At 48.9% G+C, this 19,936-nt stretch carries 18 protein-coding genes; 10 read left to right on the forward strand and 8 right to left on the reverse strand.

What is annotated here, in order from left to right:
• Window positions 1–39: 39 nt before the first annotated feature.
• The 6 genes from KS4_RS07410 (at window position 40) to KS4_RS07435 (ending at window position 6,244) form a co-directional block, all read left to right on the forward strand.
• Complete coding sequence (locus KS4_RS07410; RefSeq protein WP_145076620.1) at window positions 40–1,434, forward strand: D-glycero-alpha-D-manno-heptose-1,7-bisphosphate 7-phosphatase; 1,395 nt, start codon at window positions 40–42, stop codon at window positions 1,432–1,434.
• Between the two features lie 72 nt (window positions 1,435–1,506).
• A complete protein-coding gene (waaF, locus tag KS4_RS07415) occupies window positions 1,507–2,577 on the forward strand; it encodes a lipopolysaccharide heptosyltransferase II (protein ID WP_145076622.1) in 1,071 nt (356 codons plus the stop codon).
• 22 nt (window positions 2,578–2,599) lie between these two features.
• Window positions 2,600–3,784 carry a glycosyltransferase family 4 protein gene (locus tag KS4_RS07420; protein WP_200761678.1) on the forward strand — a complete coding sequence of 395 codons (1,185 nt, stop codon included), beginning with the start codon at window positions 2,600–2,602 and terminating at the stop codon, window positions 3,782–3,784.
• 175 nt (window positions 3,785–3,959) lie between these two features.
• A complete protein-coding gene (gene rpsL, locus KS4_RS07425) occupies window positions 3,960–4,334 on the forward strand; it encodes a 30S ribosomal protein S12 (protein ID WP_145076626.1) in 375 nt (124 codons plus the stop codon).
• A gap of 128 nt (window positions 4,335–4,462) precedes the next feature.
• Window positions 4,463–4,939, forward strand: a complete 477-nt coding sequence (gene rpsG, locus KS4_RS07430) for a 30S ribosomal protein S7 (RefSeq protein WP_145076628.1) — start codon at window positions 4,463–4,465, stop codon at window positions 4,937–4,939.
• Window positions 4,940–5,149: 210 nt separating this feature from the next.
• Entirely contained in the window at window positions 5,150–6,244 is a 1,095-nt protein-coding gene (locus KS4_RS07435) for a ThiF family adenylyltransferase (protein WP_145076630.1), read from the forward strand.
• A gap of 1 nt (window position 6,245) precedes the next feature.
• On the opposite strand, the gene KS4_RS07440 is transcribed toward KS4_RS07435, so the two are convergent.
• The 3 genes from KS4_RS07440 to KS4_RS07450 form a co-directional block, all read right to left on the reverse strand.
• A complete protein-coding gene (locus KS4_RS07440; protein WP_145076632.1) occupies window positions 6,246–7,043 on the reverse strand; it encodes a metallophosphoesterase family protein in 798 nt (265 codons plus the stop codon).
• A 135-nt stretch (window positions 7,044–7,178) separates the two neighbouring features.
• The gene (locus KS4_RS07445) at window positions 7,179–8,120 is read right to left on the reverse strand and encodes a TorF family putative porin (RefSeq protein ID WP_145076634.1); all 942 of its coding nucleotides are present in this window, start codon (window positions 8,118–8,120) and stop codon (window positions 7,179–7,181) included.
• A 292-nt stretch (window positions 8,121–8,412) separates the two neighbouring features.
• A complete protein-coding gene (locus KS4_RS07450) occupies window positions 8,413–9,945 on the reverse strand; it encodes a hypothetical protein (RefSeq protein WP_145076636.1) in 1,533 nt (510 codons plus the stop codon).
• 245 nt (window positions 9,946–10,190) lie between these two features.
• Here KS4_RS07450 and KS4_RS07455 point away from each other — a divergent pair, with 245 nt between their 5' ends.
• From KS4_RS07455 to KS4_RS07465, 3 genes are all read left to right on the forward strand, one after another.
• A complete protein-coding gene (locus KS4_RS07455; RefSeq protein ID WP_145076638.1) occupies window positions 10,191–10,565 on the forward strand; it encodes a hypothetical protein in 375 nt (124 codons plus the stop codon).
• Between the two features lie 226 nt (window positions 10,566–10,791).
• Window positions 10,792–12,390 carry an anthranilate synthase component I gene (gene trpE, locus KS4_RS07460; protein ID WP_145076640.1) on the forward strand — a complete coding sequence of 533 codons (1,599 nt, stop codon included), beginning with the start codon at window positions 10,792–10,794 and terminating at the stop codon, window positions 12,388–12,390.
• A 300-nt stretch (window positions 12,391–12,690) separates the two neighbouring features.
• Entirely contained in the window at window positions 12,691–12,957 is a 267-nt protein-coding gene (locus tag KS4_RS07465; protein ID WP_200761679.1) for a FliM/FliN family flagellar motor switch protein, read from the forward strand.
• Between the two features lie 86 nt (window positions 12,958–13,043).
• Here KS4_RS07465 and KS4_RS07470 read toward each other — a convergent pair whose 3' ends face one another.
• The 5 genes from KS4_RS07470 to folE2 form a co-directional block, all read right to left on the reverse strand.
• Complete coding sequence (locus tag KS4_RS07470) at window positions 13,044–13,598, reverse strand: NfeD family protein (RefSeq protein WP_200761680.1); 555 nt, start codon at window positions 13,596–13,598, stop codon at window positions 13,044–13,046.
• Window positions 13,599–13,664: 66 nt separating this feature from the next.
• Window positions 13,665–14,699: a sugar phosphate isomerase/epimerase family protein gene (locus KS4_RS07475; protein ID WP_145076645.1), complete on the reverse strand. Its 1,035-nt coding sequence runs from the start codon at window positions 14,697–14,699 to the stop codon at window positions 13,665–13,667.
• 122 nt (window positions 14,700–14,821) lie between these two features.
• A complete protein-coding gene (locus KS4_RS07480; RefSeq protein WP_200761681.1) occupies window positions 14,822–16,753 on the reverse strand; it encodes an MFS transporter in 1,932 nt (643 codons plus the stop codon).
• Between the two features lie 165 nt (window positions 16,754–16,918).
• Window positions 16,919–17,893, reverse strand: a complete 975-nt coding sequence (locus KS4_RS07485; protein WP_145076649.1) for a prohibitin family protein — start codon at window positions 17,891–17,893, stop codon at window positions 16,919–16,921.
• Between the two features lie 352 nt (window positions 17,894–18,245).
• Window positions 18,246–19,064, reverse strand: coding sequence for a GTP cyclohydrolase FolE2 (folE2, locus tag KS4_RS07490; RefSeq protein WP_200761682.1), 819 nt, complete (start codon window positions 19,062–19,064; stop codon window positions 18,246–18,248).
• Between the two features lie 293 nt (window positions 19,065–19,357).
• Between folE2 and KS4_RS07495 the strand changes: the two genes are divergently transcribed.
• Window positions 19,358–19,753, forward strand: coding sequence for an Hsp20/alpha crystallin family protein (locus tag KS4_RS07495; RefSeq protein ID WP_145076651.1), 396 nt, complete (start codon window positions 19,358–19,360; stop codon window positions 19,751–19,753).
• Window positions 19,754–19,936: the final 183 nt, after the last annotated feature.

The following is a 19,936-nucleotide window of genomic DNA, read 5'->3' on the forward strand; positions in this document are numbered from 1 at the left end:
CTGGTTGAGTACAACAGCATACGATGAACAGGATAAGCCTTGAACGAGCCAATAAAGAAAAAAAATGCAGCGGTGTTTCTGGATCGAGACGACACTTTGATTCATAACAGTGGCGATCTTGGTGACCCTGCTGATGTAGAATTGATTCAAGGAGCTGCGAGCGCAATCGCTTCATTACGTGGGCTTGGATATAAGATCGTGGTGGTAACGAATCAAGGTGGAGTGGCTCGAGGTAAGTACACCGAATCTGATGTCGATGCTGTCCATCAACGGTTAAGCGAGTTGCTTGAAGAGCAGACCAGTGGTGCGAAGGTCGATCAATATTATTACTGTCCATACCATCCACAGGGATTGGTTGAAGAATACAAGCATGAGCATCCGGATCGCAAGCCGGCACCGGGAATGTTGCTTCGTGGTGCTGAAGATCTAGAGCTAGATCTTTCTAGTTGTTGGATGGTTGGCGATCAAATGCGTGATGTTCAGGCAGGTGCAGCCGCGGGCACACGAACAATCTTAATTCGCGAAGATGCTGACCGTTTAGCCCCGTTAACGATTAGCCAGATGGAGAACGTGAAATCTGAAGCGGACAACGAGATCGTCAAGCCAGATTACATGGCAAAGAATGTCGTAGAAGCGGTCAGGATTATTGCCCAGCAACGTAAGCCCGAGACTAGCGAAGAAATCAATCGCGGCAAAGGCAATAGGCGTTGGGATGCAGAAGCTGTCGCTGCACTTCAGAAAAAAAAGAAGGCAGAAACGGAAGAAGATAAAAAAAAACAAAACCAGGCCGATCGAATGACAGGTAATCGGCCGTTCAAGCCGTGGGCGAGTCAAGAAGCAAATTATGATGTTGATGAACGTGGTTGGATTAAGAAACCTGCCGCGGTCCTAAAAGAAGAGCAATTACACGATCGCAAACTCAAACCATCAGAAGCCATAGATAAAAATAAGCCGGAAGCAGCTATCAAAACGATTGAGGGTAAAAACGAAACTCAACCCTTGATTGAAGAAAATACAGATAAACCGGCTAAGACGAAGCAAAATCTGATAAATGAAAATATGCCAAGTGAACCCGCCACTGCGGTCAAGGTGAATGAACGGACTGTCCCCGCAAATCAGAAAATTGAGGCAGCTGCAGGGATCAGTAGCCAAACCGAGCCGGTTGCTACGAATCGCACACATGTGTCAACCGAGTCAGAACGAACACTCAAGCTAATTCTCAAAGAACTCAGACAGCTTAAAGGTGTGGATGAGCTATCAGCGCTTAAGGTTTTTGCAGTTGTGCTTCAAATGGCAGGTGTGCTGTGCTATATCGGTGGGATTTGGCTCGGACAGCAGGACATGACCATCTTCGCAAAATGTGTAGCGGCAGGGATAATGATCCAACTTGGCACGATCGCCATGCTGCTGACGGTGAATAGTCGACGTGGTTGATCCATTCTGTGGGAAATTCACCAGAGATTAACTACAGGGCGACATTTTGTCTCTGTTGGTATAATTCTCTTTATGACCATATCGCAGGATCAGAATATACAAAAGCTTCTCGTCTATATGCCAACCTGGCTGGGCGACTGTGTCATGGCTATCCCCACGCTTCGCAGCCTGAGGGAGATTTATCCAAAGGCTCAGATTACGTTGTTGATTCGTGCAAACGTGAAGCCGCTTTTTTTAGATTTGCCTTGGGTCGACCGAATTGTCACTGTTCGATCGAAAAAAGGTGTGAAGGAGTCAGATGGTCGGCGAGGATCGCTTGTCAAACTTGCTCGTAGACTGTCAGTTCGAAAATTCGACCTTGTAGTTTTGCTGCCCAATAGTTTCAAATCAGCTTTGGTGGCGAAGTTGTCAGGTGCCAAGCGAGTAGTGGGTTACGAACGTGATGGCCGCGGCTTTATGCTGACTGATCGTTTGATTCCAAGAAAAAATCCAGACGGTTTCGTACCTGTGCCAACGCTTGATTATTACCTCGGCATTGCCCGTTATCTTGGCGCAACAAAAGTCGATCATGACATGGTCCTTTTTACGCGTGAAGAAGATGATAAGCAGATTGATTCTATGCTTGAAAAAAATGGTATTAATCTGGCTGCAGGTGATGAGTTCGTTCTATTAAATCCCGGTGCTCAAAAATTAATGAAGCGTTGGCCTGCGCCACAATTTTCTGAGATTGCGAACAAACTGTACGAACAGCATGGCCTGAAAATTGCGATTACCGGATCACCTTCAGAGCATGGTATTCTTGAGTCCATCGAAACGGGAACAAACGTTCCTGTTGTGAATTTTGCGAAGCTGGGAATGAACTTGAGATTGCTGAAAAGTGCAGTCAAATTTAGCCGCTTGATGATTACTAATGATACGGGTCCGCGTCATATCGCTGCAGCAATGGGTACGCCGGTTGTGAGTCTATTCGGCCCCACCGGGCCTGAATGGACAAAGATCTATTTCGAAGATGAAATTGAATTATCTGCTCCCGGGATTTGTGATGCTTGCAAAAGCGAATCATGGGCAAAAACAGGCAGATGCATGCACACGATCACGGTTGATGCTGTGTATGACAGTGCAACTGAACTGTTGGGTTTCTAGAACTGCGATCAAAGGATATCTCATGAAAATCGCAGTTGCGATCGAACATTTCAATCCCATGGAAGGCGGCGCAGAACGTTCAACCGCAGAGACCGTGCGAGAACTTCTTGCACGCGATCATGAAGTGACAGTCATTGCAGGATCTGCGAAGGCAAGCACGTTACCAGACGGTGTGAAGTTGTTGGCAATGCGCGAGAAAAAATCCAGCGGAGCATTACAACTCAAACGTTTCTCTTTATGGGCTAATCATCAGATAGATAATGGTGGTTTTGACACCACTTTGTCAATCACGATGGCTGTCGGTGCTCATGTGCTTCAACCACGTGGCGGAACGGTTCGTGAGACGCTCGAACGTAATATTGCTTTGCGTAAAGGCGCGATGAAGCAGCAATGGAAAAGGTGGATGATCTCACTGAATCCCAAGCAGCGGGCATTGCTGAAACTTGAACGTCAGCACCTTGCGCCGGATAGCCGTGTGAAGAAAATAGTAGCGCTCAGCGAATATGTCGTTGAGCAATTACGAATTCATTACAACGTAGCAGATGATCGTATCGTCGTTATCCCGAATGCCGCGGCTATGCCTGAAGCTAGTCATCAATTGAAATCACAATGGCGGCAGGCGGTTCATCAACAATATGCAATCCCTGAAGACGCTACCGGCATCTATCTTTATGCTGCACAGAATCCTCGGTTGAAGGGCTTCGGTACTATTCTCGAAGCTGTGCGATTAATGGTAAAGGCTGGCCAGAGGCCAGTCGTTCTTTTAGCCGGCCGATTTGGATATAAAGACCAAGATGTAGCGGCAAGAATGGGCATACGCGATAATTTGCGTTTCATTGGTGAAACCAGCCAGATGGCCACGCTCTACGCCGCCGCAGATGTAACCGTGCTGCCTAGTTACTATGATCCTTCCAGCAAAGTCGTGATCGAGAGTTTGATGATGGGCCGGCCCGCGATCAGTTCCGGCTTTAATGGGGCGAGTGACTTTCTTTCACCCGTGATTGATGCAGATGGGAACTCAGCCGATCGGGGAATTGTCGTCAATGACCCTGGAGACGCGCCCGGCTGGGCTCAGGCCATGACTGCGATCGTTGAAAAATCGCAATACGATGCATTTGCCGCCGCCACCGATGGATTGCGTGAACAGCTCTCCATGAAACGTCATGTGGATCAGCTAGAAAAAGTACTATCCGACGCATGTGGTTGAAAGCTGTAAGTGTTTATTTTGAAATGAATTATGTGATTGTTTGGTGGGGCTGAGCTTTGCCAAATGTTTTTAAGTGTTAGTACCCTGAGGTCTGACCGGTCACGATTTGCAAAATTGCCCCTCTGACGGATATAATGCCCGACTCGACTTATAACTGGAAGACTTAGGAAAAGTTATGCCAACTATTAACCAACTCGTACGAAGCCCTCGCGTCACACCGAAGGCCAAGTCAAAGGTCAAAGACCTTGATGCATGCCCACAACGTCGTGGTGTGTGTCTGCAGGTGAAGACTGTCACCCCTAAGAAGCCAAACTCCGCTCTCCGTAAGGTCGCACGTGTGCGTCTCTCGAACGGTAAGGAAATCACGGCTTACATCGGTGGTGAAGGTCACAACCTTCAGGAACACAGTATCGTACTCGTCCGTGGCGGTCGTGTTCGCGACCTTCCCGGTGTACGTTACCACGTTGTTCGCGGTGCTCTCGACTGCCTCGGCGTCGAAAACCGCAAAAAGGGCCGCTCGAAGTACGGCGTCAAGAAGCCTAAGGGCTAATTGACCGAACGGATTCGTGATCGTTGATGTGTCTTCACGATAACAATCACGGCAAGTAATTGTCTTTCACAAGACAGTGAACATGATCCTGCTTCACCGCAGGATGGATGAGCCAAAAAGGAAACAAAATGGCAGGTAGAATTACCAAAGCAGAACAGCAATTAAAGCCAGATCCAAAATATAAGGATTTGGTTCTCTCACGCTTCATTAACTGCGTGATGCTCGACGGCAAAAAGTCCGTCGCCCAACGAGTCATCTATGATGCACTCGATATCATCGAAGATCGCATGAAGGGCAAGCCCGCTGCGATCGAAGTCTTCCACAAAGCCCTCGATAACGTGCGTCCGAACGTCGAAGTTCGCTCAAAGCGTGTCGGTGGTACCAACTATCAAGTACCTATGCAGGTCAACAAGAAGCGTCAGCAATCATTGGCCTTCCGTTGGATCATCAAAGCATGCCGTGCAGACCGTGGTAAGCCAATGTCTGTCCGTCTTGCGAATGAATTGATGAATGCGTTTAAGGGTGAAGGTAAGGCCATGAACACGCGTGACCAAACGCACCGCATGGCAGAAGCGAACAAAGCTTTCGCTCACTTCGCTTGGTAATTTATGTAATCCAGCTGCTTCGAGAGCTCGCTTTGAATCAAACTCAAATCTAGTAGCGCCGAAGCATGCCAGTATTAAAGTCGAGGCCCTTCCATTTTTCAATGGAAGGGTTTTTATTTGTACCCATTCACCGCTATCATTGATGATTGTTAATTTGCTTACAAGCCCACACACTTTGTGTATGGGATAACTAATCGCGAGTTAGATCACATGGACCTCCACCGCTATCATCGCCAAATGCTCCTCCCCGACATCGGTGAGCAAGGCCAGCAAAGCCTTCTCTCATCCACCGCACTCATCGTCGGTTGTGGCGCGCTTGGCTGTATGATCGCCAGTATGCTCGTTCGCGCAGGTGTCGGCAAGATCATTCTTGTCGATCGTGACTTTGTGGATCTCACTAATCTGCAACGACAGGTTCTTTTTAACGAAGATGACGTTAAAATAGGTCTTCCAAAAGCCATAGCTGCACAAGAAAAACTCTCGCGCATCAATTCCAATGTCGAGATTCAAGCTGAAGTTGCTGACATCAACTTCATGAACATCGAAACCTATCTCAAGGACTGCGACATCGTCATCGACGGCGTCGACAATTTTGAAACCCGCTACGTCGTGAATGACGCTGCTGTCAAGCACGCAATCCCCTACGTCTATGGCGGAGCAGTCGGCACCACAGGCACCATCTATCCCATCTTGCCGCATACTCCTGACCAGTCCGCTCGCTGGGAAGCAGAACCGGACGTTTCCATCGCAGGCCCATGCCTTCGTTGTATTCATGAAAGCATGCCAGCCCCGGGCTCAACGCCGACCTGTGATACTGCAGGCGTTCTTGGCCCAATTGTTTCTATTATTGCGAACCTGCAAGTGTCTGAAGCGATCAAGCTTCTCACAAAGAATTGGCAACGGGTAAATAGGTCGATGGTTCATTTGGATCTATGGCTTAATCGATTTAATCAATTCGATGTTGCGGATCTTTACCGACATAATGATTGCATCTGTTGCAAACAACGTCATTTCGAATTTCTTGATGGTCAGTATTCCAGCCAAACCACGACGATGTGCGGACGAGAAGCCGTGCAAATACTGCCTACTCAAGAAATGGTGTCAATCGATTTAAACAAAATCAAACAACAACTCCAATCTTCATCGCATATTGAAAAACATAATCCATATATGCTTCAAATTAAGCTTGAAGAGCAGGGCAAAATGATCAACTTATCCATTTTCTCAGATGGAAGAGCCTTAATTCAAGGCACCCGTGATGAATCAATTGCGAAAAGCATCTATGCGAGATATGTCGGTAACTAACTCATACATTGAATTGCTTCATAGAAACATGTTTACGCTCTAGATCAACATCATAAATCCGATACGCATGTGGTTGGTTGCAAAATGCAGTACCCGTTGCAAAGTACGCATATTTCATATGCAATAATTCAGTCCCCTGATGATAATGCCCTGACAATGAGAGAATCACGCGTTCTGATTCATCTACTTTCTCGGTGATTGTGCGGTCATCAAGATAGGAATGCGGATAACCTTCATGCAATGTGGGTGTCAAAACATAATGCTGGAGATGGACTTGTGGCATCTCAGACACACAATGCAACGTCTCTTCAAATCGCTCACGTTCCAACCCAAGCCGTTGCGGCATATGGTTCTCAGTTTCTTCATCATGAAATGCGATAAATTTGAAACCATTCAATGACAAGTCATCAAACCGTTCAAATATCTGCCACAAAAGATTTGGCAAATCATGATTACCCGCAACGACCATATAAGGCAGCTCCGAGTTATCAAGCACATCTTTGATGTATAGATAATCTGCAAGGCATGCTAGCGTTTCCTCTTCCCCAAGCATGCCATTCGCTTGAGCCGAAATCCAATCATCTGGTACGTCTAGCAGATCACCCGTTACAACAATGATATCCGGTGAATGCTCTTTTGCTGACCTGACTGCTTTAGCAAAAAGACTCGGCACTTCTCGGACCAAACGCTCCGAGTGCGTTGTCACACCCGGTATCGCTTGCCTTAAGTGCAAATCAGTAATCTGTGCGATTCTCATAACGATTGATTTTACCTCAAACCGATCTGATAGACGACTCATTGTTCAGCATCGGTGAATTGCCCATGTCGCTTGATCACACATTGATCATCACACGCAATTATAAACAGCAGGCAATGTTACTTGCCTGCTGTCTGGAAACGGATCATGTTGACCGTTGTATCAATGTTAAATCAATCAAAAACTCATACTCAATCCAGCCGACATAATCACACGTGTCTCATCATCACCCGTACCCGCTGCAACGCTGATATCACGTAATTGGTCCGATAGCATTAAGTAATCAACACCACAATATCCTTCCCACGATCCATCCATCTGAATCACATCATCTAGTGGCATCGACGCATGAAAACCAACACTTGCGTAACCAAAAAAATCACCGTCACCATTACTCCCCGTTTGATAGTAATCGTTCAAGTTCAACCCAAATGTCACTGGAACCGACAACGTTATCGGCGTACTCTCAGATTCTATGATCAGTATTGAAGGCGATATGCCAATTTCCAGATATACCCCATCTGCATTTCCTATCCCATCAGCTGCCGAGCTCGTTTCGAAAGCAACAAGCCCATATGGTTGTAATCCTTCAAAGCCCGGTATCACAATCCCAGCTTCTTCCCACATCCCCGTATCATCGAATGCTAAGCTCACATCAAGTTCTTGATTAAACTCACCGCCACCCGCGGGATTCTCTAACCATATGTAAGTTGCATCGAACGACAATGTATCACTCAACGCAAAATTGATTCCCGCTGTTAAGTCCGCTTCATACCAAGCAGATTCGCCGCCACGATCTTGTGACGAAAAACTTGACCATACCCCAAAGGTTGTGGAGACCTGTTCATTCACTTGATAAGTGACCGCTGCAGATGGCTGTACAATCAACCCATTCACATTCTGCTTCCCCTGTGAAATCCCTCTAAACCAATATTCAGTCGTAAAGTGTGTATTTGCCTCAAACGACCATTTCGAACTAGCTTCAGTTGTCGCTGTTAACTCTTCTATAACACCCGGCTCAGCAAATTCATTCTGCGCATAAGTCGGCAAGCAAATTCCTATCGAAGCAATCGGCAATGCACAGACAACAGCACGCAAGGGGTTAGCCTTGTAAAACATAATATTCCTCTTTCTATAACTTTCTTGGGACCTACTGACTAAAAAACATACAAATACGCTTTCACCATTACCTCTAAGCAACCCGTGTGCCAAACATTGATTTGTTGTATTTCAGTATTGCTTTTGAGGGTTAATGATATGAAATTGCATTTTTATCGCTTTTACCGCCCACATTCATTGCCTGAATATCGCGCAGTCGTCCAACATCGCCTATAAGTTGCGCAATTATGCAACTAACAACCCGCGCAAAAAAAAAGCGACCTAAGCCGCTTCGAATAATTCAGGTTCAATATTAACCCGGCCCCAATCCCCTTGAAAAATCCTGCATCCGCTGAACATGATCCCGCCGCACTGTATCAAGTGTCAGTTTCGCGATCAAGTAATTTTGATCCTCATCAGAGACCTGCCTGCAATGTTCCTGAATCACATCATACAAAAACTTAAACGCGTCCCTTGGCTGGTGCATTTGTTCCAGCCCATCAATAATACCTTCGCGCGTCACGTCGTCAGTGAACAAATCTTTCAGCGATACGCTTTCACCATTCTCGCAACACATCCGTAGCCGCACATTGCACAGATCGTATAACGTCGATCCCGACCACCGTAATCGGTCAATCATCGATTGCTTATCGAGTCTTGCCCGCTGGAAAAACTCCGGCGTCTCACGTCTGATCGAATAATGCAATTCCAAAGGCAGCAGCAATTTCACGCCGATCCCCTGTTGTTGCAAAAATTTGTTATCCAGCATCGGCCTCAAAATCGCCTGCATCCGCGACGGATCGCCCGACACTAACGTCGGTTCATCCAAGCGATCCAGCAGCACAATCATCCCCGCATAATCCAATTGTTTTAGAACACCGATAAACCGCCGCGTTAGTTGATACCTAGCGTCCTGCGGTGATTCCTCATCCTTCGGTGGAACCGGGAACGGCTGACGCTGCATATCACCGCCTTTAAGCTGCATCAATATCTGCCTGAGCTCAGCTCCCGTTCGCGTCACTGCCGGCATCTCACGACGCACTCGCCACGATAAACGCAATCTGGCGAAGTAGCTCCAGCCCACCAACCCTGCCAGAAACAGCGCGCCCGCTAATGCAAACCCAGTGGCAGGCAGCACCCACCACGCCGGTTCTTCCATCAACCGCTCTGCCGCATAAAACCCGCCCGAAGTGAGTAGCAGCAATGCACTAATCACCAGATAAAACTGACTTGGGAAGAATCGTCTAACACGCAGCATTGTCGACAGGCGTTCCCACCGATCCGTCACCGATCCTGTCGTTGGCTGGTCATACAATGCCGCCAACACCGCCAGATCCACACGCTGCTGCCTGGACAGGATTTTCCTTAAATGCCGTTTGTTTTTTTGCTTCTCGCTTGGCTCATCTGCTTCTTTTGCCCCATGTTGATCCAAGATCGCCGACACCAACTTCGTGACTGCCACCGACAATATCGAGTCTTGATGATCCTCAAGCCTGAATTGCTCCAGCACCGCCTTCGCATTCTGTTTGCGCGACCGCATCAGATTGTCCAGCATCGGGTTCAGATCATCATATGTCACCGTCAGAATCCGCTCATTCGGCTTCTCAGTGTTATGCCGTTCAATATGCTTCTCTAATTGCAACCGAATCGCCGTCTTGCCGGACCCCTTTTCACCAAACACAATCGACGTAGATGGCTTGTCCAGCGGCCCCAAGATCTTCTGAAAGTCAGGATGCATCGGACTATGCCCCAATAGCCGATCAAACACCGGATCCAACCCAGCCTCTTCAGCCGCAAATGGGTTCTCGGTAATCTTGTAATGGGCAAAAAAGCTATTGATATCCATCGAAGCCCGCCTTATTCCGTGGGTTCCAAAAATCCGCTCTCACCGACGCTCAAGCCAAATCACCAGACGACCAAGTTTTCTATCCACCTGAAAACGTCTGCAGTGCCACCAGTTTTTCATCCACTATTGATGCGAACGGCCTGAGAACATTATAGACTATTACCTCTCTACGAGATATCCATCAAACACCCGGCCACCGCCCTTTGTATCCCCAGCAGCCGGCATTCACGGAAGAAACCCTACCAATGGAAAATCCAGAACAATCCAACCCCGCAACTCTCGAAGGCACCACACCCCCTCTCACCGACGACACCATGCGCCGCAAAGCCATCGATACCGCTTTTGACTACCGTGGCGACGTAACCCTCACCACATCTGGTGGAAACGCCTACAAAGGATATCTCTATAACCGTGATGATTCCGCCTCAGAGCCTTACGCAATGATGATGCTCAAAGCCGGTGGCGAACAAAAAATCATCTACGCCGATATCACTGCACTCACCTTTTCAGGCAAAGACCCCGCCGCCGGTAAGACTTGGGAATCATGGCTCAAACGCTACGCAGAAAAGAAACTCAAGGGTGAAGCCGCGAATATCGAATCAGAAAACCTCGAAGATTAAGCGCAATTCTGCTAACATAATCCAAAACAGCAGGACCTTTCATTAATCTGAACTAAAGATCATGAATCACAAACACGCCGCATATTGGCAAGTCTATTGGCGACGCTGGCAAAGCTGATTCCCAGCTCACGCGTCTATCGTGTGCATTTCTTTTCCATTGCACACACCAATTTACAGTTTGTTGAGACTACAACGATCATCACGATGAAAGGCTCGGTTGCCCATCATGCCATACCAACTTCCCGATTTCGAATCATTTGAAAAACTCGCGCTACAAGATCACCCCCCCAGTGATTCCCCACTCATCCCCGTCTGTAGACGCCTCTTCAGCGACACCCTCACACCAGTCCTCGCCTATCGCCGTCTCATCCGCAACGACCCACGCATGGCCCCCAGTTTCCTCTTCGAGTCTGTCGTCGATGGTGACCGTGTTGGCCGCTACAGCTATGTCGGCGCGCACCCTATCATGCAGATCATCGCACGCGGACACAACGTCGAAGTCCTCGATCATTCCGGTGCAGGCCACACCAAATCCATCATCTCCGAAGACCCGCTCATGGAGATGAAACGCCTCATCGATAACTGGAAACTCCTCCTCCCCGATGAAACTCAAATCAAGCTCCCCGACTTCACCGGCGGCTGGGTCGGCTTCGCCGGTTACGACACGGTCCGCTATCTCGAACCCGAAAAACTCAACAATCCACCCACTGACGATCGCAACCTACCAGATCTGCACATGCAGCTCTACAACGATCTTGTTGCCTTCGATCACGTCCAGAAAGTCATCCTACTCATCACCCACGTTCAGCCCGACGATTACGCTTCAATCCACAAAGCCTACGATGCAGCCGTCTCAAAACTAGACGAGATGACTCACGCCCTCGTTGGCCACTCCCACATCGAAGATTCAGAAACCTCCCTCCTGTCAGGTGGGCATATCAACCTCACCTCCCCACCATGCAAGCTCCCCCCCAGCAACATGGGTGAAGGTGGCTACCAGCAAGCCGTTAACAAGGTCAAAGACTACATCAAAGCCGGTGATGCCTTCCAGATCGTCCCCAGTCAGCGCTTCGAGATCAATACAAAAGCCGACCCATTCGATATCTATCGTGCGCTTAGAGTTGTCAATCCCTCACCATACATGTTCTATCTCCAGATCGACGGCGGCATGCTCATCGGCTCATCTCCTGAAATCCTCTGCCGTGTTCAAAACAACCAGGTCACCAATCGCCCGCTCGCCGGCACACGTAAGCGCGGTAAAACAAAAGAAGAAGACCTCGCTCTCGAGAAGGATCTTCTCTCCGACAACAAAGAGATCGCTGAGCATGTCATGCTCGTCGACCTTGGCCGCAACGATGTTGGCCGCATCGCACAGCAAGGCTCCGTCGAGATCCTCGAAACACTCCAGATCGAGCGCTACTCGCACGTCATGCACATCAGCTCCACCGTCGTCGGCGACCTCCAGCAAGGCCGTGACTGCTGGGACGCACTCCGTATGTCACTCCCCGTTGGCACCGTCAGCGGCGCTCCTAAAATCCGAGCGATGCAAATCATTGATGAGCTTGAACCCACACGCCGTGGCCCATACGCCGGTGCCGCAGGCTACGCCGACTTTGCCGGCAACATGGACATGGCCATCGCTCTTCGCACCATGGTTGCCATGCCTAATGACAAGGCCGAAAAGGGTGAATGGAGTATTCATCTCCAAGCCGGTGCTGGCATCGTCTACGATTCCGACCCTGATTCTGAGCATCAGGAAACCGTCAATAAAGCCGCCGCATTGGCCAAAGCTATTGATGTCGCGGAAGCTGCCTTTATTCGATAATATATTCTTAAGAACAGGTTACTTTTTTCAGCCGAGGCATTGCGTCCGCATCGGTAACAAATCTACCGGGTAATCGTTGAAGAAATGTCCGGCTGACTAATCAGAAAGTAATCTCGCAAGACGCTTTGGAATTTACACACGCCTGTGTAAATCGTCGGGCTGGGTTTGAGTGTCTACGATCGAACGCGACCAATCTAAATCATGTCGCACTCATTTTTGTATGCTCGTTCAATTATTTTCGAGCCAAACCCACCTCAGCGCTACAGGTGCACCATGCAGACGGCCGATAAACATCCCAGTATGGCAACAGATGTCAAAACCATCCTCAAGCTCAAAGTCCCTGTCATCGTTCAGATTGGCAAGCGGCGTATGACCATGGAAGAGATCCTTGATCTCGCCCCAGGCGCGATCCTTGAACTCGACAAAGGCTCCGAGCAATGGCTCGAACTCATGGCCAACAACAAGCCCATCGGGAAGGGCAGTGCTGTCAAAGTCGGTGAAAACTTCGGTATCCGCATCGAAGAGATCGGCTCACCCCGTGAGCGCGCTGAAGCCATGGCCGGTTAGATCCTACCCGCACACCACAACCAAAACAAAGAACAAAAACCTCGACACTACGTCGAGGTTTTTTTTATGACAGAGTTAGTACGTGTTTAAACCTTTTTCACCTTGACCTGCATCCCATCAACAACCGTCACTTCAACCTCATCCCCTTTTTCAATCATTCCGCTTTCTGCAATACATTCTTCTCTCTGTTTTTCAAATACGCACGTTCCCACAGGCCGCATCGGCGTCATCGCTTTCCCCTTCATTCCCACCTCAACTCGCTCAACCGTTTCTTCGACAACTTCATGGGTATCATCTTCACTCGGATTCTCCGCATCAAGCGTCAACCATCTTGCGAAAAATGTGTGTGGCCAAATCTTAATCCCAAACCCAATCAAAAACGGCAACGCAAACATCGCCAGCAATGTCGCGATCACACCCGCTGTCGTACTGAAGCCAAACAGCATGGCGATCCCCGCTATCAAACACCCGACCGACATCACCACAATCAGCCCCGCTGTTGGAATAAAAAGCTCGATCACAAACAGCACTAAAGCCACAAAAATCAGCACGATCCCCCAAATCAAAAGCGTACTTGATCCCCCCTGTGCTGGAGCCTGTTGAGATGCCACTTGCCCAATCGTATAAATCAGATTTTCCATACGATCATTATAAAACAAACCCCCAGCCAAGCCGAGGGTTTGCATTCATTAAATTCAACTTCGTTACTAACGATCAAACTGACCATCAAACGCAATCTTAGAAGGCTCAAAATCAATCGCCCTCACAAAATCGCACGCCTCCATCGCCCCATGCTCCCGATCCATCCGTGAATCTTCCCACTCAACACTCAAAGGCCCCCAATACCCCACATCATTGAGCGCCACAATAATATCCTCAAACTCAATATCCCCATGCCCCAACGATCTGAAATCCCAATACCGTCTCGGATCAGCAAAATCTGTATGTCCGCCAAACACACCCACGCTCCCATCCCCATGTCCCCACCAAACATCCTTCATGTGAGCATGATAAATCCTGTCTCCAAACTCACGCACAAACTTTACATAATCAACACCCTGATACCCAAGATGCGACGGATCATAATTAAATCCAAATCGCTTATGCCCATTCACCGCCTTGATCGCTCTAGCCGCAGTCACCAGATCAAACGCAATCTCTGTCGGGTGAACCTCTAATGAAAAATTCACATTCTCTTTCTCAAACGCATTCAAGATCGGTCCGAATCGTTTCCCAAAATCCTTAAACCCTTTATCCCAATATTTCTGATCCGTTGGCGGGAACGCATAAATACTGTGCCACACACTCGAACCCGTAAACCCATTCACAACCGCCGGAAATTCATCTTTTTTCTTCCGGCCCGGTTTGTGATTCATCAAACGGCGACACGCCTTCGCTGCCTTCGCCATATGCTTCGCCGCACGTTTTCTCACACCCTCAGGTTCACCATCACCCCAGATGTCCTCAGGCAAAATCGACTTGTGGCGTTCATCAATCAAATCGCAGATCGCCTGGCCGACCAAGTGATTTGAAATTGCATAACAGCTCAGCCCATGATCCGACAACACTTCCCATCGACCCTTGCAATACTTATCCGACCTTGCCGCTTGATCAACGTCAAAATGATCGCCCCAGCATGCTAACTCCAAACCGTCATACCCAAACCCAGCCGCTTTCTCACAGATCACCTCAAATGGTAGATCTGCCCATTGCCCTGTAAATAGCGTCACAGCTCTTGCCATAATCAACCATCTCCATCAAAAGATATCAATAAAACGAAAAAATAATCAGGTTTCCTTTTTACCCAACAACCTCTCTTCTTCCAACCCTTTACACCTGAATTTCTTTTGTTTCACAAAGTTTCTCAAACATCCTCACTCAGCTCAATCATTTTTTCTCGCACAAGCTTTAGTGCGTCCTCTGTCTCCATCTCTTTCCCCACAACAAACGGCTCCCCAAACTTAACCACCGCACGGCATGGCAACAAGATATGCCAAATCATCCACTTCGAACGTGTCGTCTCACTAATCCATACCGGCACGACCGGCGCACCCGTCCGCCTTGCAACGAGCGCAACCCCCGCCTCAAACTCCTGCAATTCTCGATGATCCCGCTGCAGCCCACCTTCTGGAAACATCCCCAAAATGTCGCCACGATTTACCGACTTAATCATCTTTCGCACCCGTCCGCCATCCGTTCCATCCAAGCTCACCTCAATCGGCCGCGTCATCAACCAAAGCGGCCACAGCAACCTCACCTTAAACTGATCCCACATGACCCACCGCACAAATCTCGGACACACACACTGGATCAAGAACGGATCAATCGCCACCGTATGATTACTCGACAATATCGCCCCACCTTCGCGCGGCACGTGATGCCTTCCTTCCCATCTAAGCCGATACCACACCATCGTAAACAGCCTTAACACATGCAAACTCAAATTCGTAATCCCTGCCGGCATATCTCCACGCTTCATCAGCTTCAACCCAATCCACACCCCCATCACCACCAACAATCCCCCAAGTGGATACAAACTCCAAACAATCATCTCATCCGCATTCGGCGTCTGCCAGATCACCAAATTCACTAACACATTCGTGGTCGTGTTCAACATTGCATTCATCCCCATCACCCGACCCCGCATATAGTTCGGCGATAATGACTGCAACATCGTAGCAATACTCACGATCGCCATGTTTCCAAACACACCCACCCCGAACGCAAACACCAACGCCACCCAATAATTCCTACATGCGCCTAATAGTGCAATAGACAAACCCGTCATCACCAAACTCACCATCAGCGTTACATCCGACTCGCGCCGTGTCTGTATCCACGCCATGACCCCCGCACCGCCAAGCATCCCAAACCCAACGCCCGCCGACAACACCGTAAATCTAAACAGACGTTCTTGGTCCGTCATCCCAATTTCAAGAAACCCATAATTCAATTTCGTCAGCGACAGCACCGCGTTATACACCACCATCGCACCCGCCCAGATCATCATATTCAGCAAGATCAACCGAACAATGCGCCCATGCCCCCTGATATAACTCACCGCCTGCTTATAGCTCCGCGGCTTCCGCTTCGCATACTTAATATCAATCGCCGTCCCATGATCCTCCACCTCCAATGCCAACGCATGCTGCTTCACCCGCAAAAATGCGAAGAACGAACCCGAGATCAGATAAAAACCAGCACCCACTAATAAACCAAACCGCACCGTACTCGCCTGATCAGGATCAATGATCTTACCACCCGCCACTTGACCGATCATCGATGCAATCACCGTAATTGATAGCACCAATGCGTTCGCCGCCTGCAACTGCCTCAGCGGTACAACCTGCGGCACGATCGCGTTTCTTGTCGGATTAAACACCGCTGCAAACACACCCACCAAGAACAAAATCCCCAAAACCTGCCAATGATACGCCTCTGGTATCGCTCCCGTCCCCGTCACGTCATACACCAACCAGAAACCCAAAAACAGCAGCACACCCCGGAACTCATCGCACGCAAGCAACAACCACTTTCGAGGCAAGTGATCCGCTAGCCATCCGCCACCTACGCTCAATAACACGTATGGCAGAAAAAAGAAAAACTGAATTTGTGCCTGAATACTCACCTGTTGCGCATCCGCAACATACCCACCGAGCAGCACCAGCGCAGCCAGCATCATCATCCGGTCCCCAAAGCCGCTCGCCGCAACGCTCGTCCACATCAGCGTAAAGCTGCCATTTCGCCACAGTCGCCCGCCCTCACGCTTCTTAATATTTTCATCCTTCATCGACATGCCACAAAGTATACCGCCTCGACATTCACTTATCATTGAAAAAGGTCGGCGCCTGAGCACCGACCTTCATATTCCATTCAAGCCCACGACCGACGGTCGTGGGGTATCTTGCAATTTACTCAGATTGCCTGCGATTCACATGAAGTATCAATGCAGAATCGCAAACTACCGCCCACTTGCCGCCGCCGCACCCGCTGATCGCGTGGTATTCGCGCCAGTATCACCCATATGCATCAAAGGCAACGGCGTCGGGCTATCACCGTTAATAAAGTACATTTTCGCCGCCGGATCTTTCGCCATCGCTTGCAGCGTCTTGAGCGCCTCTAACTGCACATACGCCGGATTGTTCGACGCCGCCTCATTAATGCGTTCAATTTCATACGCCTGTGCGTCCGCGATCAGCTTACGCTTCTTCGCTTCACTTTCAGCCGCCTTCTCTTCTGCCTCAGCTTGAGCAACCTTTTGTTGCTGCTCCATGGTGTACCGTTCCAACTCAGCCTTCTGTTGCTCGACCGCTTGTTCGCGTTCCTTCTTACGCTCAATCGCCTGCGTAATAAACTTCGGCAACTTGATATCTCGCAATAACACCGCTTGAACTTCGATTCCCTTCAGCCCCAAGTATTCCTTCAATTGCATCTGCAATGAATTCTGGATTTGTTGCTGTGTCTCTTCTAGGAAAAAGTCTTCCGCTCGTTTAATCGATTTCCCTTGCTCACGCAGCAAACTGCGAAGCTTCGGCACCAAATGCACATTCGTCATCTGCACCGAATCACCGGTCTCTTTTAAAATCTTTGCCGCCATCTGTCCATTGATTCGGTACTGCACCGACACATCCAGAACCGTTGACAACTGATCTTGTGTTGGAACCGGCGCCGACTCGAGGTGTGACTTCTCACGCACATCATAAAGCGTCCACTTATACAGCGGGTTTACAAAAACATGTAGCCCTTCCTCATACGGCTCAGGCTGCACACTGCCAAACAAGGTCGCAACGCCAACATGACCCGCAGGTACCGTTTTCATGGCACACGACCCTGCCAGAAAAATAATCCCCAGCACCAGCAGTATGAGTATCACAGTCACGGCCTTGCCCGCATTCACAGGTGGCTCACGATGATCAAATTTTATTGGTTTATCCATGCCGCCCATTATACAGAAGTCCGCGTGATTATTGACATCGTATGTATACGTAGTTGGCAGCAAGCCAACTTAATTTGCATATTCTCCATATCAATCCACTGGGTAACGAGACTATTGATCTCAAAGCGCACTAAAAATGGCTGTCACATCACTGCAACAGCCACGTTTATTTCCGCATTTCCGCGTTTTTTACAATGAATCGATGATTACTAGCCCAAAAGACGCATTTTAGACAAGTTTGCGTCGTTATTTTTGTATAAGTCGAGCCATCATCAGCAGAAGATTCACTCAATTCAGCATTTAATATGCAACGGTCTATTGGTTAACGTGGCAAGTGTCTACGCAAACCGCTCTAAGAATCTTTCCATCGCTCCACAACAGCATACGCATTGTGATTATGGATCGACTCGAAATTCTCGCTGCTGACGCTGTACCACGCAATCCGATCATCAGCCTCCATCGCACGCGCTAAATCACGCACAATATCCTCGACAAACTTCGGATTGTCATACGCCGCCTCAGTGACCCATTTCTCATCAGGACGCTTCAGCACCGCAAACACCTGCGTGCTCGCGCATTGCTCGACGATCTCGAACAGATCCTCGATCCACATCCGCTCGCCCTTCTTCAGCCGCACGCTCGCAATCATATGGCAACGCTGATTGTGCGCCCCATACGCCGAGATTTCCTTCGAGCAAGGACATAAACTCGTTGCAGGCACCATCACCGTCATCACAAAATCGTCTTTATGATTGCTCGTACATTCCAACTTCACTTCAAGGTCAATTTTCCCAATCTGACCTGAAACCGGTGCTTTTTTATCGATGAAATACGGGAAACTCAATTCCAGATGTGCCGTCTCAGCGTTCAAACGCGTCTTGATCTCTTGGCATACATCCACAATCTCATCCGACCGCAAACTGTCGTGATGCTTGTTCAACACCTCCAAAAAGCGACTCATATGCGTCCCTTTTTGGTAGTGTGGTAAACCCACGTACATGTTCACATTCGCAACCGTACCCTGCGTACCACCCGTTGCCGGGCAATGCAGCGTAATCGGATACCGAATATCCTTAACCCCCACCTTGTTAATCGCAATCTGCCGGCTATCTTCGCTGCCCTGCACATCAGGCATCAACTCAGATACTTCCGCGCTTACATCGCTCGGCATGGTGCTTACCTTTTCTTTCCGTTATTCATCTCGCCAATCACCGCCTCATTGCAGCAATCAGCACTTTAGAAGCAAGCTAGCCCAAACATCTGGCCAGCCTTTGGAACACTATATTTTACGTCCTTTTACATACAAATTAAAGTTGACCACGGAATATTCCCCCCACCCATGACAGTTTCGCCATTAGTACCACCAGGCAACCTTTTAAACCCCGTTTTTAGCCTCAAAACCCCCATCTGACCGATTCTTACGATAGAGCAATTAATACGCCCCAAGATTCACAAGGCCACGCGATGAAGAAACCAAAATCTCCACAACCCCAACACGCTTCATTACGCAGTGTCGTCATCGATTCCGTCACACACATGACTCCCGATGAAGGTTGGCAACCCCCCGTCAACACCTACGAGACCCCGCACATGCTCTGCATCTGCTTCGAACTGCCCGGCCTCGACAAATCTCAAATTCACGTCACTGTCCAAGACAACCTCCTGCAAATCGCTGGCACGCGCCCCGCGCCAATCCCGCCATGCCACAGTTCCCCTAACGCCACACGCATACACGCCATGGAAATCAACCACGGCACATTCTCTCGCAAAATACGCATCCCGAACAATGTCGACCTCGACAAAGTAGAATCCGAATACACCCTCGGCCTACTTTGGGTAAAATTACCTCTAGTAGAGTAGCCTACTGACTCATAAGTTGGTCTAATGCCTCGTTTCATGACCCGAAGCAGACCAAAACCAACGCATACAGCGTCCTACAACCTTTAAGGTCATGAACAGCATTGACTCAATCGATCTTTTAAATACAAAACATCTCCTATATGTCAGGGCAGGGATACACAGGGCGGAGGACTCACAGGAGCT

The sequence above is a fragment of the Poriferisphaera corsica genome (genome assembly GCF_007747445.1).
Taxonomy (GTDB): Bacteria; Planctomycetota; Phycisphaerae; order Phycisphaerales; family Phycisphaeraceae; genus Poriferisphaera; species Poriferisphaera corsica.